Origin of the sequence: Pseudanabaenaceae cyanobacterium SKYG29, assembly GCA_025055675.1 — a bacterium.
Classification (GTDB): domain Bacteria; phylum Cyanobacteriota; class Cyanobacteriia; order Pseudanabaenales; family Pseudanabaenaceae; genus M5B4.
This window is the reverse complement of sequence record JANWWT010000001.1, coordinates 116,283-133,081: the sequence shown is the minus strand read 5'-3', so window position 1 is coordinate 133,081 and position 16,799 is coordinate 116,283. Positions and strand designations below refer to the sequence as shown.

Annotated in this window: 14 protein-coding genes; 1 reads left to right on the top strand and 13 read right to left on the bottom strand. The window is 47.9% G+C overall.

Features of this window, described 5'->3' with window-relative positions; genetic code table 11:
• Positions 1 to 13 precede the first annotated feature (13 nt).
• The 6 genes from NZM01_00675 to NZM01_00650 form a co-directional block, all read right to left on the bottom strand.
• Positions 14 to 1,144 carry a heparan-alpha-glucosaminide N-acetyltransferase domain-containing protein gene (locus NZM01_00675; GenBank protein MCS6958550.1) on the bottom strand — a complete coding sequence of 377 codons (1,131 nt, stop codon included), beginning with the start codon at positions 1,142 to 1,144 and terminating at the stop codon, positions 14 to 16.
• Between the two features lie 88 nt (positions 1,145 to 1,232).
• Entirely contained in the window at positions 1,233 to 2,870 is a 1,638-nt protein-coding gene (gene groL, locus NZM01_00670; GenBank protein ID MCS6958549.1) for a chaperonin GroEL, read from the bottom strand.
• 27 nt (positions 2,871 to 2,897) lie between these two features.
• Positions 2,898 to 3,209 carry a co-chaperone GroES gene (groES, locus tag NZM01_00665; protein MCS6958548.1) on the bottom strand — a complete coding sequence of 104 codons (312 nt, stop codon included), beginning with the start codon at positions 3,207 to 3,209 and terminating at the stop codon, positions 2,898 to 2,900.
• 127 nt (positions 3,210 to 3,336) lie between these two features.
• Entirely contained in the window at positions 3,337 to 5,997 is a 2,661-nt protein-coding gene (locus NZM01_00660) for an Hpt domain-containing protein (GenBank protein MCS6958547.1), read from the bottom strand.
• The gene (locus NZM01_00655) at positions 5,991 to 6,671 is read right to left on the bottom strand and encodes a chemotaxis protein CheW (protein ID MCS6958546.1); all 681 of its coding nucleotides are present in this window, start codon (positions 6,669 to 6,671) and stop codon (positions 5,991 to 5,993) included. The genes NZM01_00660 and NZM01_00655 overlap by 7 nt, the downstream gene beginning before the upstream one ends.
• Entirely contained in the window at positions 6,668 to 8,416 is a 1,749-nt protein-coding gene (locus NZM01_00650; GenBank protein MCS6958545.1) for a methyl-accepting chemotaxis protein, read from the bottom strand. Before NZM01_00650 ends, NZM01_00655 begins: the two co-directional genes overlap by 4 nt.
• A 657-nt stretch (positions 8,417 to 9,073) precedes the next feature.
• On the opposite strand from NZM01_00650, the gene NZM01_00645 reads away from it, so the two are divergent.
• Positions 9,074 to 10,993, top strand: a complete 1,920-nt coding sequence (locus NZM01_00645; GenBank protein MCS6958544.1) for an esterase-like activity of phytase family protein — start codon at positions 9,074 to 9,076, stop codon at positions 10,991 to 10,993.
• On the opposite strand, the gene NZM01_00640 is transcribed toward NZM01_00645, so the two are convergent.
• The 7 genes from NZM01_00640 to atpE form a co-directional block, all read right to left on the bottom strand.
• Positions 10,990 to 12,447: a glycosyl hydrolase family 57 gene (locus NZM01_00640; protein ID MCS6958543.1), complete on the bottom strand. Its 1,458-nt coding sequence runs from the start codon at positions 12,445 to 12,447 to the stop codon at positions 10,990 to 10,992. The two genes, NZM01_00645 and NZM01_00640, sit on opposite strands and share 4 nt — an antisense overlap.
• 136 nt (positions 12,448 to 12,583) lie before the next feature.
• Complete coding sequence (locus tag NZM01_00635) at positions 12,584 to 13,375, bottom strand: creatininase family protein (GenBank protein ID MCS6958542.1); 792 nt, start codon at positions 13,373 to 13,375, stop codon at positions 12,584 to 12,586.
• A gap of 9 nt (positions 13,376 to 13,384) precedes the next feature.
• A complete protein-coding gene (atpA, locus tag NZM01_00630) occupies positions 13,385 to 14,896 on the bottom strand; it encodes a F0F1 ATP synthase subunit alpha (protein ID MCS6958541.1) in 1,512 nt (503 codons plus the stop codon).
• A gap of 25 nt (positions 14,897 to 14,921) precedes the next feature.
• Positions 14,922 to 15,479 carry an ATP synthase F1 subunit delta gene (atpH, locus tag NZM01_00625; protein ID MCS6958540.1) on the bottom strand — a complete coding sequence of 186 codons (558 nt, stop codon included), beginning with the start codon at positions 15,477 to 15,479 and terminating at the stop codon, positions 14,922 to 14,924.
• On the bottom strand, positions 15,476 to 15,991 hold the full coding sequence (locus tag NZM01_00620; GenBank protein MCS6958539.1) for a F0F1 ATP synthase subunit B: 516 nt from the start codon (positions 15,989 to 15,991) through the stop codon (positions 15,476 to 15,478). Before NZM01_00620 ends, atpH begins: the two co-directional genes overlap by 4 nt.
• A 3-nt stretch (positions 15,992 to 15,994) precedes the next feature.
• Entirely contained in the window at positions 15,995 to 16,471 is a 477-nt protein-coding gene (locus tag NZM01_00615) for a F0F1 ATP synthase subunit B' (protein MCS6958538.1), read from the bottom strand.
• A gap of 58 nt (positions 16,472 to 16,529) precedes the next feature.
• Entirely contained in the window at positions 16,530 to 16,778 is a 249-nt protein-coding gene (atpE, locus tag NZM01_00610; GenBank protein MCS6958537.1) for an ATP synthase F0 subunit C, read from the bottom strand.
• Between the last annotated feature and the right edge of the window lie 21 nt (positions 16,779 to 16,799).

The following is a 16,799-nucleotide window of genomic DNA, read 5'->3' as shown; positions in this document are numbered from 1 at the left end:
AAAATTCAGTCACCTAACCCCCCAGGAGAAATTTGACTAGGTAGGGAGGCGTTTGCCACTTTTGTTTCAACCATCTAATCCCCCCTGCCACTATCACTAGGAATACCATAAACCCTAGATAAACTAACAGAAACTGACCCATCGGTAAAGACTCCTCTGTTACCAACTTATCTAGTAAGTGATAAACCAAACTGTAGTGGAGGAGGTACATAAATAGGCTACATTGACCCAGTAGTTCTAGGGGTTTGTAGATAGATAGGCGGGGATTGCTATCTACCAAGGCAAATAGTAACAGAATCAACCCAAGAGCAATTAAGCAGTAACCAAGCGTAGGGGGATAGAACATTTCACTATAGTTTTCCGTGCCACTAGTTCTAGTGCCCAGGTTTTCAAAAGCAAAGAGGGAACCGGCAGCAGTAGCATTTGCTTGCAAATTTCTCAATTCCACAGACCAAGTAGCTAGACCCACCAAGAGAGCAGCCCCGCCTGCCATAAAAAAACGGGGGCGGGCAAAGTGAGTAAATTCTGTCCTTAGTTTGGCAAGTATGACACCGATAAAGCTGAAACTGAGCCAAGGGAAAATCGGAAACCAGCCGTCAATTAGCCAGTGTTTTACTACTTTAGTCAGCGAGAAGTCAATATTTTCTGCCCCAGAGGTTAGGGGAATAGCTGTGGGCATATCTATTGTGTAGCCCAGGAATTTTTGCAGCGGGGGAGTAAGAACAAGAATTGCAGTTATGATAATATATTGGGGAAATAATCTGAGCTGAAGAAACCAAAAAGCAAGGGGAGTAGCAATGCCGATTAAATATAAGACATCAAAACCTAGAAGGGGGTAGCTTCCAAAACAGATCATATCAAACAGGCAAGCAACTGATAACAATAACACACCCCGCTGCCAGTAATGGGAGAAACCATAATTTTTTCTCTCTTTGGTCAATGCCACCATTAAACCCGCTAACACAATAAATAATGGGGCAGCCCAAGTACCATACAGTCTAATACCCAAAGGATGGGGTTGCTGTAAAATATAAGCCGCGGAATTGGCACATACCATTGTTAAAATTGCTGTACCCCGTAAAATATCGATCGTGGCATCTCTAGGGGACTGGGGCTTCTCTGTTAAACTTACCTCCCTTGCCATCTCATCTCTCCTGCTACCCCCAAGCCAATTTTGCCACATAGGGGGACAAAAAAATCCCCCCGATCGTTAGGGGGGAAGGAGTTAGGGTTTAGTAGTCGAAGTCGCCACCCATGTTGCCCATGCCACCAGAGCCACTAGCAGGCTTGTCTTCAGGTTTGTCAGCCACAATACATTCAGTGGTAAGGATCATCCCCGCGATCGAAGCCGCATTTTGCAGTGCACAGCGTGCTACTTTGGCAGGATCGACAATGCCAGCGGCGAACATATCTTCATATTCCCCAGTCATGGCATTAAAGCCGACGTTGAATTCTTTCTCCTGAATCCGATCGGCAATGACTGCGCCATTGTAGCCGGCATTTTCGGCAATCCGCTTTACAGGAGCAGTGAGGGCTTTAGCCACAATCATCGCCCCTGTCAGTTGTTCTTCCTTGAGGTTGGCTTTTGCCCAGGCTTCCAGCTCAGGTACTAAGTGGGCATAAGTGGTACCACCGCCAGGAACAATCCCTTCTTCTACCGCTGCTTTGGTAGCATTGATGGCATCTTCCAGACGGAGTTTGCGGTCTTTCATTTCTGTTTCCGTGGCAGCGCCTACCTTGATGACTGCTACCCCACCTGCCAGCTTGGCTAGACGCTCTTGCAGTTTTTCCTTGTCGTAGGAAGAATCAGTTTCTTCAATCTGACGACGGATTTGTTCGCAACGAGCTTTGACAGCTTTTTCGTTCCCATCGGCAACGATCGTGGTGGTATCTTTGGTCACAGTGATACGGCGTGCCTTCCCTAGCTGGTCCATGCGCACGGAATCCAGACGGAACCCCGCATCTTCGCTGATCACTTGCCCCCCTGTAAGAATAGCAATGTCTTCTAGCATTGCCTTGCGGCGGTCACCAAAACCAGGCGCTTTCACAGCACAGACGTTCAACACACCCCGCAACTTGTTGACAACTAGGGTGGCTAGAGCCTCTTTTTCAATGTCCTCGGCAATAATCACTAAGGAACGACCAGCGCGGGCAACCTGCTCCAGAACAGGTACCAGGTCCTGTACCATTGTGATCTTTTTGTCGGTCAGCAAAACTAGGGGTTCCTCGATGGAAGCTTCCATGCGCTCACTGTCAGTGACAAAGTAGGGCGAGATGTAACCTTTGTCAAAACGCATCCCTTCCGTGACTTCCAGTTCCGTCGTCATGGACTTCCCTTCTTCCAGGGAGATGACACCCTCTTTGCCCACCTTGTCCATAGCATCGGCAATCATTTTACCGATGGCTTCGTCATTACCAGCAGAGATGGTGGCAACTTGCGCAATGGATTTGGAGTCTTCCACTGGGCGAGCATGAGCAGCGATCTTTTCTACTAAGAATTCTGTTGCCCGATCGATACCCCGCTTCAAGCCAATGGCGTTAGCACCTGCAGCAACGTTGCGCAAGCCTTCTTTCACCATGGAGTGAGCTAATACTGTAGCAGTGGTGGTACCATCCCCCGCCATGTCGTTGGTCTTGGAAGCCGCTTGACGAATGAGAGCTACACCCGTGTTCTCCACATGGTCTTCCAATTCAATCTCTTTGGCAATCGTTACACCATCATTGATGATTTGGGGAGCACCGAACTTTTTCTCTAGGACAACATTGCGTCCTTTGGGACCCAAAGTCACAGCCACTGCTTCGGCTAGAATGTCCATACCCCTTTCCAGGGCACGGCGGGCATCTTCGTTGTAGATAATTCGTTTTGCCATGGTTGTTATCTCCTGAATGTAAAATAACTAAGATAAAATTGCCAAGATGTCCTTCTCAGAAAGCAAGACGTATTCTTCGGTGCCAATTTTGACTTCCGTGCCAGCATACTTGGAGTAGAGAACTTTGTCCCCTACTTTTACTTCCATCGCTTGCCGGCTGCCATCATCATTGCGCTTGCCAGGACCAACTGCTGCTACTTCACCGATTTGGGGTTTCTCCTTCGCTGTATCAGGAAGATAGATGCCGCCTGCTGTCTTCTCTTCTCTCTCACTCAGTTTCACTAGTACCCGATCGCCCAAAGGCTTTACCGTAGATACATTCAGAGTGGTAGTTGCCATTGCTTCCCTTCCTCTCTATACTCACTGGAATGTCATGGTCAGTAGAGTGGTTGGCACTCTCTTAACCTGAGTGCTAATGTAGCGAATTGACTGAGGAATCTACAGGGCGGTTTTCCGAACCAGTAATTTAGGGCAGACCAATTAGGTCCTGCACTGCTTGAATAAGGGAATTATCGTGAAAACTACTCTTGGTGAGATAAAAATTAGCGCCGACTTCCAAGCCCCGTAAACGATCTTCTTCACGGTCTTTGTAGGAGACTATTACCACTGGTAAAGTTTTGAAATTGGGGTGATTGCGAATACGACTAACCAATTCTATACCGCTCATACGTGGCATGTCTATATCGGTAACTACTAAATCAAAGTTGGCATCTATAGTGAGGATATTCCAACCATCCGCCCCATCAATTCCTGCTACTACTTCGTACCCATGATTTTCTAGTAGTTTCTTCTCTACCTCCCTAACAGTCAAGGAATCATCTACTACTAAAACACGTTTTTTCCTGGTCGCTAGCTTTTCGTCATAGGTAATGTGTTCAACACTATTAGTATTTAACAACTTGTCAATCGATCTCACTAAATCTTCCACATCTACAATCAAAGTCGGTGACCCATCCTCCATCAGGGCAGCAGCACTAATATTAGGTACTTTACCAAGGCGGTGATCGAGGGGGCGCACAACTAATTCCTTTTCACCTAAGAACTTATCTACGACCAAGCCATAGGTACTAAACCGATCGCTAATCACAATCACGGGGATTTCGTCTGTTAGCTGGGAGTGGGTGGGCAGTTGCAGAACCTGGGCAGCAGAAATAATGCCAATTTGTTGATTGTTAAATGTAAAATATTCCCGTGTTTCTAGGGTGTGAATTTGGTGGCGGTGTACGATTGTAATAAAATCAATACGGGACAGAGGAAAGGCGTAGGTCTCTTGGCTGATCACAACTAATAGGGTGCGAATTACTGAGAGTGTCAGGGGCAGTTGGAGATGAAAGGTAGTGCCCTTACCCAGTTGCGATGTGGCTTTGACTGTTCCCCCTACCTCCTGCACCATGCTCTGCACAATGTCTAACCCCACACCCCGTCCCGAAATTTCTGTCACTTGCTGTGCTGTAGAAAACCCAGGCAGAAAGAGGAAATCAATTAGTTCTGCCTCTGTCATCTGGTTGACCATTGCTGGTGTGGATAGCCCTTTACTAATAATTCTTTCTTTCAATTTTTCTATATCAATTCCCCGCCCGTCATCTGTTACACTGATCATCAACATACCAGCACGATGGCTTGCTTCTAAACGAATGGTGCCCACTGGTGGTTTGCCCTTACTAATTCTTTCGGCGGGTGTTTCAATACCATGATCAATAGCATTTCTTAAAATATGAGTGAGGGGTGCTTCCAGTTTGTCTAAAATGTCCCGATCGACCTGGGTGGACTTGCCCACAATTTCTAAATGTACTTGTTTGTCTAACTTTCTGGCTACATCTCTGACCATACGGGGAAAAGCTTGAATGCCATCAGCAAAAGGGCGCATGTGACTAGCAATTACTTCCCGATATAGACGATCGGATAAGTTAGCGGACTGGCGGGCAAATAGTTCTAACTCGTTCAACCGATCGGTCAATAGTTGTCGACATTGTTCCGCTTTTAAGATGGCAGAGCGTAAAAACCTTAACTCATATTCCCCTATAGCTTTGTTACTCCTCAGTTCATCATTAGCTCTTTCTAATAAACGGGAAAGTTCTGTTTGGGTTGTCTTCAGTTTTAAGAGGGAGTCAGCAAAGGGTTGTAACCAGTTCGCAGATACTAGAGATTCCCCCGCCAAGCCCATCAAGCGATTGAGATTTTCTTTACTAACCCGCACCACCCTTTCCGCACTGGGTATGTCTGTTTTTTCCTCAGCTTTTCGATCGATTTTAACCTCTGGACTTTTCTCTGGTGTTTGTTTAATTTCTATCCTTTGCAAGCCCGCTATTTCCTGAGAAGGTGTGTCTGTTTGGGTATAAATAGCATGTAATTGACTCACTATTGTTTGAATTTCTGTCTGCAGACCATCGAGGGATGCTGGTAAAGTTTTAGCAATTGTACTAATTAGATCAACAGCAGCAAATAGGGTATCTAAGTGATGGGTTGTCAAACTTAACTTACCTTCCTTGGCACTAATGAAGCAGTCCTCCATAATGTGGGCAAGCTGCACGACGGCTTCAACTTGGATAATTCTTGCTGCTCCCTTGATTGAATGAGCCGACCGCATTAAGGTATCAATTTGGTCAATGTCTTGCAGATTGCTTTCTAACTTCAGTAAGCCTTCATTCAAAGTATTAACCTGATTTTCTACCTCCAGCTTAAATAATTCGAGCATGGACAGATCACTCAAATCAGGGGTAGAAGTTTCCACTATTGGTTCCCTGGGAATAGTAGTGACTGCCTTTTCAATCCCATTTGGGGGGGAAATAATATCCAGATGGATTTTCGCAATCCTATGAATTTCAGGCAACAGCTGATGCAATTGCGTAGAGGAAACATAACCGACAGTGCGCAAAAAATTGATAGATGCCCCTAGAGTTTCTAAGTCAAATCCTACCTTTGCTTCCACGTAGTTTTCTATAGCACCAGCCAGTTGCGCAATGTCTTCTAAACCCACAATTTTTGCCGCGCCTCGAATAGAATGGGCTGCCCGCATGATGACCTCTGGATCAGGTTCACCTTTAATAAATAGTTCTTCTACTAATAGGTGCGTATAATTCTGTACTTCTACAAAAAATAAATCCAGCAGAGAATCATCGATTAGCATAGTAACCTCCGACTGAGACTCCGAAATAGTAACTCTGGCTCCAATAATCCTACTTGCCGATCGTGCCAGCTAAAGACTTTATAGTTATAGGTCTCCGATCTTTTACTGACCGTAGTGGGAGGATTAAATAATCTGGCTTGCAGGCGATAGATACCCTGCATCTCGTCAACTATGAATACCCATCGATCGCTGCCCTTGGCAATAACGACCATGCGTCGGTGTTCTAAGGTTTTCCTTTTCCCAGTTTCCCTATCACTACTAGTTATCCCCAACAAATTGTGCAGGGAGACACATAGTTGAATTTCCCCCCTGATATTGACCATACCCAACAAAATTGCATTAGTGCGATGGGGAATAGTATGAATTGGTAAAACATCCGTTACTTCCGCAAACAAGTGAGAAGAGAGGGCAAAATATTCCTGCCCCAGGCGAAAAATACCTACCGACAGAGTATCGATCGTTTTGTCAGATTGCTCGATGCTAATTTTGCTAAAAAACTCTGTCCACTCAGCCTGATAGTCTTCAGGGACAGCCCGCTCTAATAATTCTCTGCCAGCACTAGCATAGACGGGACAATTGTGACAGTGAATGTGCAGAGTTAGTTTGGTACAAGAACGATCGCCCCAAATACCAATTACCCGCCAACAATTCGGTGGTAAAGTGACAATGCTCATAGTAAGCGGGATTGTTGTAATTGAAACCGTGAAATTTCTCGCCTTAGTTCTTTCCCAGCCTCATTCAATTGCTCAATTGCCCGATTGATTTCCCGTAAAGCGGCGGCTGTTTGATTGGCTGCTTCACTCAATTGAATCATGGCTTCACTAATTTGGTTGGCTCCAATGGCTTGGGCTTCCATCCCCTGATTGACCGCTTCAAAACGGGGGGCTAATTCCTGCACCTGGGTAATTACTTGGGTTAGTTTTCCCCCTACATTACGGATGTCTTCGACCGCCCGTTCCACTTCTTTGGTGAATTTATCCATTTCCATGACACCACTAGCCACTGCTGATTGCATTTCTTGTACCATATTTTCAATGTCTAAAGTAGCAATGGCTGTCTGGTCAGCAAGCCGACGAATTTCCCGTGCCACTACCGCAAAGCCTAAACCATATTCCCCTGCTTTTTCTGCCTCAATTGCCGCATTGAGAGATAATAAGTTGGTTTGGTCGGCAACTTTGGTGATAGTAGTCACGATCGTGTTAATATTATTTGCCTTTTCACTAATTACCCCCAACCGCACAGAAATAGAAGCTGTAGCATCTGCTAATTGCCGCATAGTTTTTTCCATAACAGCCAGGTCTTTTTGCCCCGTGGCTGCGGCATTAGTTGTGGTATCCGCCAAGTGGGAAACTTCCCGCATCACTCTCGACAGTTCTGTAGATGTGGCAGCAATTTCTTTAGCAGTGGCGACTACTTGATTAGTCGAGGCGACTTGCTCATTAACGGTAGCTTCTAACTGTTTGCCCGATGCAGCAATCTGCGTAGCAGAAGATGTAATTTTGACTCCTGATTGATTGACCTGGGCAATTAAATTGTTGAGACTAATAGTCATTAAGCGAAAGGCATCCAGCAAGCGCCCAATTTCATCTTTGATCTCTGCTTCTTGTACCTGGGAAGTTAAATCACCCTCGGCTATTTTTTCTGCTACTGCTACCACTGTAGCAATTTTAGCTCCCAGGGGCTTGGCAATAGTATTGCTGAATACTATACCAAACACTATCGCGGTAATTGGACCAATTACAGTCCAGACTACAATCCAAAAGTTAGCTGCTTTCACACTTCGTTCTGCCTGCTGGAAGGTCTTTTGTGCAAACCCCTTGCTGTAACTGACTAATTCCTCTAGTGCTTGTTCTGCCTCTGTAAATGCTCGATCGCTTTCCAGTCTTTTAATCTCCAAAATCTTATCTAGGATTTCTACCGATCGTTGTGCTTTGGCAAATTCAACTGTGTTAGTGCGTCCTGCTAACCGCAATTCTACCAATGTTCTACGGGGGTCAAGCACTCCCAACTCTTTGTATTCATCCAACAAACTCTTGATATTACCTAGTAGCCTTTCCCAATTAGCCCACTTGGCTTTGAAGTTCTGGAACATTTTATCCTCTACCTGATCACGGGGTAAAACATCATACTCTTGAATAGCTTTGGGGGCCTCTTCTAGTGCCCTGGTTAGTTCTCTATCTCCTTTGCGTCTTTCCTCTAGGGTGGCATTACTACGGAGGAGGAGACGCACAGCAGCGCGCTGGGCTATGTGTTCTTGCTGTAGGCGCAATAAAACGATCGCGGTGGGGTAGGAGTTGGTTCTAATAATCTCAATCTGTTGAGCGAGGGAACGGATTCCCCAGACACCCACAGAGGCAACCACAATTACTAGCACTGCCATAAATAAAAATGCGGTGACAATCCGTGCTTGCAGTGTCATGTTTTTGAACATCCCCACCTCCCTCTCATGTTACAGGTTTGATTTTATCTTACAGGAGGTACATAGTGCTAGGGATGTTGATAACTGCAATTTTTAATGATCTGTTTTACCTCCTCGAACCAAAAAAATTCTGCTTCACCTCATCAAAAACGTATTTTGTCTGCAAGCTAGAACTTTAAGTCCAAAAATTCCAACTGTCAGCCCTCGGTAAGGCTAACATTCAGCGATCTGGCCCCAGCTCCTCAAGGGTCTGTCATTATTCCTTTGGCTCTTGTCACTGCTTACATCTTATGATAGTTAAAACTCAGAAGGAAAAGGCGTATGATTTATTTTGACCAGAAACAAGTTAAATTATTTACCCTCAATAGGGAGTTGTTTATTCTAAAACTTACCTGCCAATGATTACCCCAAACTTAACCCTTCTCTATTCATCAGAACTTGGCTAGTTTCATTATCAATTCATGACATCCTTTCTAAACTTCAATTTGTGAACATCAAAAATCTATGCCAACAAGACTAATTAGAGCTTGCTTTACAGTCGCCAACAAATGGCTCAAGTGAATATTTGGGGGAAGCAGAGAAATGTCAAGTTTTGTATCAAGGTTTACGGCCATACCAGCCACGGTAGAATGATGGGGCTGAGTACTACAGCGTTCCATGGCAACTATCACTAATTTTGAATGGCGTAACCGTCCTGTTTTAGGCAGAACCGCAGGTACTAATCCCTCTAACCCCGCCCAAACTACTACCCCCCAGGAAATTTTCTTAGGGGGTTTTTCAGGGCTATTTTTTGAAGGTCGCACACCTCAGGGGAATTTGCGCTTTGTCACTCACCCCGATCGGGGTCCCAACGGCGAACCCACTGACTTACTCCGGGATGTGGCAGGCAATGAACGCCCCTTCGCTTTACCCAACTTTCAGGCAGAAGTCATCAGGTTTGAGTTAAATCCCACCACGGGCGCATTCACAATCCTTAACCGTATTCCCCTTACGCGCCAGGATGGGCGGACTCCCATTACAGGGTTGCCCAATTTGCAAGCAGGTGCTCAGGGTAGCCCCTACACGGATGAAGTGCCTATTGACCTCTGGGGCAATCGTTTGAATAATGACCCCCTAGGGGCGGATTTGGAAGGGATTGTGGTTGCCAGGGACGGCACCTTCTGGTTGGTGGATGAGTATCGCCCTGCTATCTACCAATTCAGTGCCACAGGCACATTGATCGATCGCTTCGTTCCCCAGGGCACAGCAGCAGCGGTGAATGCCGCACCAGGTACTTTTGGGACAGAGGCTCTACCAGCGGTTTATGCCCAACGGCGGGCGAATCGTGGGTTTGAAGCTGTCGCCTTGGAAGGCAATAAGCTCTATGCTTTTATCCAAAGTGCTATTGATAATCCCAGCGCCGCCAATAACAATACATCTCGTAACTCCCGCAATCTGCGCATTGTAGAGTTTGATATTGTCAGCAAAAGGGTGACAGGGGAATATATCTACGTCCTGGACAGCATCGCTGCCTCTGGTAATGCGCGGACAGATAAGATCGGGGATGCGGTATCTTTGGGCAATGGTAAGTTTGTCGTTGTCGAAAGGGATGACCTAGATACCACTGCTTCTAACAAATTGGTCTACCAAATTGACATTTCCCAAGCGACTAATATCAATAATCCGGCTAATTTGACAAGGCTACCCGCCAATACCACGATCGAGCAAGCTACCTACGCTCAGTTGGACAGCGCGGGGATTCAACCCGTCAGCAAACGCCTATTGTTTAATGCCGCCCAGATTGGCTATGTAGGGGTTGACAAGTTGGAGGGTCTAGCTTTAGTGGATAGCCGCACCCTGGCGCTGTTAAATGACAATGACTTTGGTCTAGAACCAGTGCAGATTCGCGGCAATGGTACGGTGCCCCTCGATCCTACCCCCACACCCGTCCTTTTGGGTTTGGTCAGACTCGATCGGGATTTGCCTTTCCCTGAGGAGTTCACTGGCACTGCTGGCAATGACACCATCCAGGCTTTGGGGGGTAACAACCGCATTCTGGGCTTAGGGGGCAATGACCTCATTTTTGGCAACATGGGTAATGATACGATCGATGGCGGCGACGGCAATGATACCCTCTACGGCGGGCGTGACCGTGATTCAGTCCTCGGTGGGGCGGGTAATGATTTGCTCCTGGGCGATCGGGACAATGACACAGTCAACGGCGGCGACGGCAATGATACCCTGATAGGAGTCAGTCTCACCTCCGATAATTTTGGTACAGGGGAGATTGATACTTTAATCGGGGGTAGTGGCAGTGATACCTTTGTCCTGGCAAATGCTACCCGCACCTTCTACCTGGGACAGAGGTTGGGTGATTATGCCCTCATCCAGGATTTTGACCCCGCCACAGATTTTCTGCAACTGCGCCGTGCCGATACCTATGTGACTGGCAGTGCTCCCAGCGGTTTACCCAGTGGTACTGCTGTCTTTTTAGACAACGACGGTACGCCAGGGCTAAGCGCTAATGATGACCTGCTAGCTGTGTTAGTGGGAGTAGCGACTACCGTCAATCTCAGCAGCCGCTTTACCCTCGTCTAACTGAGGAACGCTTCCCCCCGTCGGTAAATCTCCTGGGCATACTCTGTCCAGGTACCCTGTCCCCAGTAACGAAAACAACTGGTCTGCAATAACAGGTTATAAAGTAGGGCTTGCTTGTAGTCCGACCGATCGGTGATGGTGGGGTCTTTTGCCAAGAGAGGGTCAAACTTGGCATGGAACTTAGCACTGAGGCGGTTCATGGGTTCTAGCACGTTTTCATAGCCCCGCACCCAGCTGATGTTGTTTGTCCAGGATGCCCCTTCCATGTGGAAACGGTGGTCACTGGCTTTTAGCTCGGCGATCGCTGCTTCCACTTTCTCTGGCGTAGCACTGTTGGGGTCAACCTTTGTCCAGATTTTATGTTGGTGGATAGCTTGACAGGGGGGTAAATCCTGTTCCCGTACCCCCAAACTAAACACGACTTCCAGATATTCCGTTCCGTTGAGACCAATCACATCAGGGTTTTGTTTAACCTGCTCCCACACGGGGAAAAAGTCGCGGGGAAATTCATTCATCATCACACCACCGTTTTCACCGTCGGCAATCTGGGTGACGCAGCTGGGAATCTCTATCCCCCCCACTGTTTGTCTCCCCCTGCCCTTAGCCTCGTGGTAGGGTTGCATCTGGGCTACTAGTTTGGTGTCCGAACCTTGGGTTTTGATGAGGGCTAAAATCTCGATCGTTTCCCCCCTGGAATTACGGGCAACTAGGCGATTAGGCACATATTTTTGCGCCGTTGGCAGACCATGTCCCTCTAAGGTTTCCACAGAATGCTCTTGTACCAATAGCCAGCGGTAGCCGCATTCCTTCAGTGCTCTGATGTACTCATAGAGGGTATCAGGATGGTTAGGCAAGTGCATCTCGGGTGGGGAGAATCCTTGGACACGGGCGAGGGCTGCTTCCCCAAATAGTGCTAAGAAATGTTGTTGCCAGGCACGAATATGCAAAATGATGTCAGGGATGGGAGTAGAGGGAACTACAGCGTGACTCCACATCGTCCCTAACCACTCTACGTAGGGGGAATAGCGCTCATCTAGGGTAATGCGGCGCAGTTTTTCTAAAATGTCTTCCCTGCCCATCTGTTCCAAGCCCCAGAGCAAGTTGCCTGAGTAGTCCAGCATGATGCGGGGGCTTAAACCCCTATCTACCAGTTCGGGAATAAAATCCCCCATCCGCTGATAGCACCAAGCAAAGGTAGAAGCATTGTGGTTGTCCCCCTCGTAGGGATGCTCAAACATATACTGCAAGTTGGAAATTAACTCCCCATCCTTACCCGCAGGAATTGTCGGTTGGTGCATATGGAGAGCGCAGGCAAAAGCCGATCGAATTTGCCTAGGGTCTACCTTAGTACGGGGCAGGTAGATAAATTCGTTCCCCCTGGTTATTGCTGAGATTTGGTTTTCCTTGCCACTAATGGGGGGCAGAGTGGTTAAAAGGGGAATCGTGCTTGCCATAGGTCAACTTCCATCAAATTTTGCTGTTTAAGATGATAGGGGAGTTACTAGAAGAAATACTTAAACAATGCAAGTCTTAACAAAGATGAAAGTAGCAGCCCAGCACACTTTGGCAGCAGTAGCAAATTTAACAGAATCAGATTGCTTGATAAATCTCTAACAAAATTGCCCGCCAAGCGTTGACTAAAGTCGTCAGTATCTTCTCCCCTTTCTCCCGACTAGCAGGGGTGGGGTCACCGATCGTGCCTGTTGCTGATAAATCCTTCGTCACCCAGGGTATGGGCAAATTACCTTCAATAGACAAATACTTGTAATCAATTTGGGGGTAGGAACTGTGGGCACGGTCGAGATAGACCCACTCAGGTAGGATTGCCAGCATTAAACTGGTCTCAGCATCCCCCGCGTGAATTCCCAGTAAATTTTCCGTTTCTGTAAATAGTTCTTTAGCTAAAACTCCCATCTGGGGTACACGCCAGGTAAAGAAAGGAAATACCCAAAAGTCGCGATATTTATCCCGTAAATCCCGTGCTACTAACTCTAAAATTTGCGGCTGCCCCCCATGGGAATTCCATAGAACCAGTTTGCGAAACCCCGATCGGTAGACACTCTCTCCTATCTCCCACAAAATATTGGTCATGGTCTGGGTAGATAGGGAAATAGTCCCTGGAAAATCCCCATGCTCCGTCGCTTTGCCATAGGGCAGAGGTGGCAGACTGTAGATTGGTACCTCAGGGGGCAGAGTTTCTAGGGTCTTGGCAATAACCGCTGTACTGATTGCTATGTCCACTACCAGAGGGAGATGGTAGCCGTGCTGCTCGATCGAGCCTAGGGGCTGCAGTAGTACCGCCTTTGACCTGTCAGGCATTTGGGCTACCTGTTCCCAGGTGAGGTAGGGGAAAAACCGATGGGGGGGAAGCCAACCGTGCATCCCTTAGGTCTACACCTTCAGGGCTTGCTTGTATTCAACAATTGCCTCCTTGAGAAGGGTTTCCGCCTCATCTGTGAGTTTCTTCTCCGTGTTGATGATTTCCGCATAGCGGGGCTTGGCAGTGTTCAAGTAGTTGCGCAGACCGCGGGTGAACTCCCCTACTTTTTCCACCGCAATATCGTCAAGGTAACCATTGGTGACAGAGTAGATAATTGCCACCTGCTCTGCCACGGGGATAGGGGAGAATTGGGGTTGTTTGAGAATTTCCCGTACTCTTTGGCCCCTAGCTAGTTGGGCTTGGGTCGCCTTATCCAAGTCAGAAGCAAACTGGGCAAATGCCACTAGGTCATCGTACTGGGCTAGCTCCAGCTTGATCTTCCCTGCCACTTGCTTCATGGCTTTGATCTGAGCGGCAGAACCCACCCGCGATACGGAAATACCTGGGTTGATAGCAGGTCGAACACCCGCATTGAACAGGTCGGCGGAGAGGAAAATCTGACCGTCGGTAATAGAAATAACGTTGGTGGGAATGTAAGCAGATACGTCCCCTGCCTGAGTCTCAATGATGGGGAGTGCTGTCATGGAACCACCACCCAGGGTGTCATTCAATTTAGCTGCCCGCTCCAGCAAGCGCGAGTGGAGATAGAACACATCCCCAGGATAGGCTTCCCGTCCAGGGGGGCGACGCAGTAACAAAGACATCTGGCGATAGGCTTGGGCATGCTTGGATAGATCGTCGTAAATCACCAAAGTCGCCTTGCCCCTGTACATAAAGTATTCCGCCAAAGTAGCACCCGCATAGGGAGCCAGGTATTGCAAAGTCGCAGGGTCAGAGGCATTCGCCGCCACCACGATCGTATATTCCATTGCCCCCCGTTCCTGCAATACGTTCACTACATTAGCTACCGTCGAAGCTTTCTGGCCAATGGCGACATAAATACAGATACAATCTTGCCCCTTTTGATTGATGATGGTATCCATAGCGATCGTGGTTTTCCCCGTCTGGCGGTCACCGATGATTAGCTCCCGCTGCCCACGACCGATCGGGATCATGGCATCAATAGCAGTAATCCCAGTCTGCAGGGGTTCATACACAGAGCGGCGGGCAATGATCCCAGGAGCAGGAGATTCGATCAAGCGAGTTTCCGTGGCGTTAATTTCTCCTTTGCCATCGATCGGACGGGCCAAGGCATCTACTACCCGTCCAATAAAGGCTTCCCCCACAGGAATCTGGGCAATTCGCCCCGTCGCTTTCACCGTACTGCCCTCGGCGATGTTGCGCCCCGTACCCATCAACACAGCACCGACATTGTCCTCCTCCAGGTTGAGAGCAATACCAACGGTACCATCTTCAAATTCCAGCAACTCCGATGCCATTACCTGGTCTAAGCCGTAGATGCGGGCGATACCGTCCCCTACCTGTAGAACAGTCCCCACATTCGACACCTGGAGTTCCTGGTCGTACTGAGCTATTTGCTGTTTGATAATGCTGCTGATTTCATCAGGACGAATGCTAATCATGGTCAGTCTCCTCTATACAAGTTTGCTACACACTGGCAAGTAAACGGTTAGTTAGGCGGCGCAGTTCTCCCCGCACACTGGTATCGATCACCTGGGAGCCGATTTTAATTACTAACCCCCCAATCAGGTCAGGATTGACAGATAGGGCTAGCTCTACCCGACTGGCTTGGGTCATAGCTTGAATTTTTTGCCGTAGTTGTTCCTGTTGTTGCTCGTTGAGGGGTACAGCTGAGGTCACCTCTGCCAAAGCTACCTGATACTTCTGGCGCAGCAATTTTTGAAAAGCACGGCAGATTTGACTCAGGAAAGCAATCCGCTTCCGATCGACCAACAGCAGGAGAAAGTTGAGAGTCAAGTTATGTACCTTACCCGCTAAGACCTGGCGCACTACGTTCTTCTTTGCCTCTGCCTTGATGAGGGGTATGCCCAAAAATTTTCGCCACTCCTCAACACTAGATAGAGTAGCTAAAATTAACTGGACATCGTTCTCTAGGGTGTCTAGTATGTTCTGCTCTTCCCCCAGAGCTAGCAGGGCTTCCGCATAGGGTTCTGCCAGGGCTTCCCCCAAAGTAGTCACTCTCATAGTTTAGCAATGCTCCGATCGATGAGTTGCTGGTGTTGTTGTGCCGATAGACCCCGATCGAGATAAGCTCTCACCTCTGCCAGGGCACGTTCCACCAGTTCCTGTTTCAGTTGCAGCTGTACTTTGGCTTGCTCGGCAGCAATTTCCTGTTGAGTTTGGGCTTGCAGGCGTTGGATTTCCGCCTGGGTAGTGGCAAGAATAGCTTCCTTAGCAGCTAGAGCATCCGCCTCTGCCTTCTTCTTAATGGCTTCACAGGTAGCCTGAGCTTCTGCCAGCTTCTGTTGTGCCTCAGTCAACTGTGCCATCGCTGCTTGTTTCCTCTGTTCTGCCTCAGTAATTTGGCTTTCAATACTCTGACGGCGCTCACTCAAAATTTTCGCTACTATATCCCGTCCCAGGTAAATCAGCACCCCCACAAAAATAACTATATTAAACAGATTTGTTTCCCACAGGTTGGGATTGATGCCAAAGCTCCTTGTTTCTGCTGTTGCCAAAATCACTAAGTCTGCCATAGACTAAACTGTCCCTACTAAACGTTCTAAAATCTGGCGGCTGAGACTACTGACTTCCCCTGCCAATTGGGCGCGGGCTTGCTCTTTTTGTTGCTCTAGCTCAGCCTTGGCTTGGGCAATTTGGGCTTCCGCTGCCGCCATAGCCTGGGCAATTGCTTCTGACCTCAATTTGGTTGCCTCTGCCTGGGCATTGAGAACCATCTCCTGGGCTAGCTTTAGAGTTTCCGCAGTTTCCCGTTCGTAATCCAAAGCCAGCTGTTGTGCTTTAGCCAGATGCTCCTTCGCCGCGTTGTTAGTCTCACGGATATAGTCATTGCGACTATCGATCGCCTGCAGGAGGGGTTGAAAGAAGGTGTTATTAAGGATTGCCACCAACAGTAGGAATTGACCCGCCATCAGGGGCAACGTCGCGTCAAAATCGAATAGACCGCCGCTTTTTTCTGTTACCTCTACCGCAAATAGGAATACAGAATGAATCATGCTTACCTCGCTATTTAGAAAGGCTGTCAGGGGGAGAGACAGCCCTGTGGTTACTGAATTAGCCAGCAAAAGGATTGGCAAATAGCAATACAAGTGCTACTACCAAGCCATAGATAGTTAAAGCTTCCATAAATGCCAAGCTGAGCAGAAGTGTGCCGCGGATTTTGCCATCGGCTTCCGGTTGACGAGCAATTCCTTCCACAGCTCGGCTAGCGGCGATACCCTGACCGAAACCAGGTCCTAGGGAACCTAGACCCACCGCTAAACCAGCAGCAATTACAGAAGCAGCAGCAATTGTTGGATTCATATATACGTTTCCTTTCGTAAG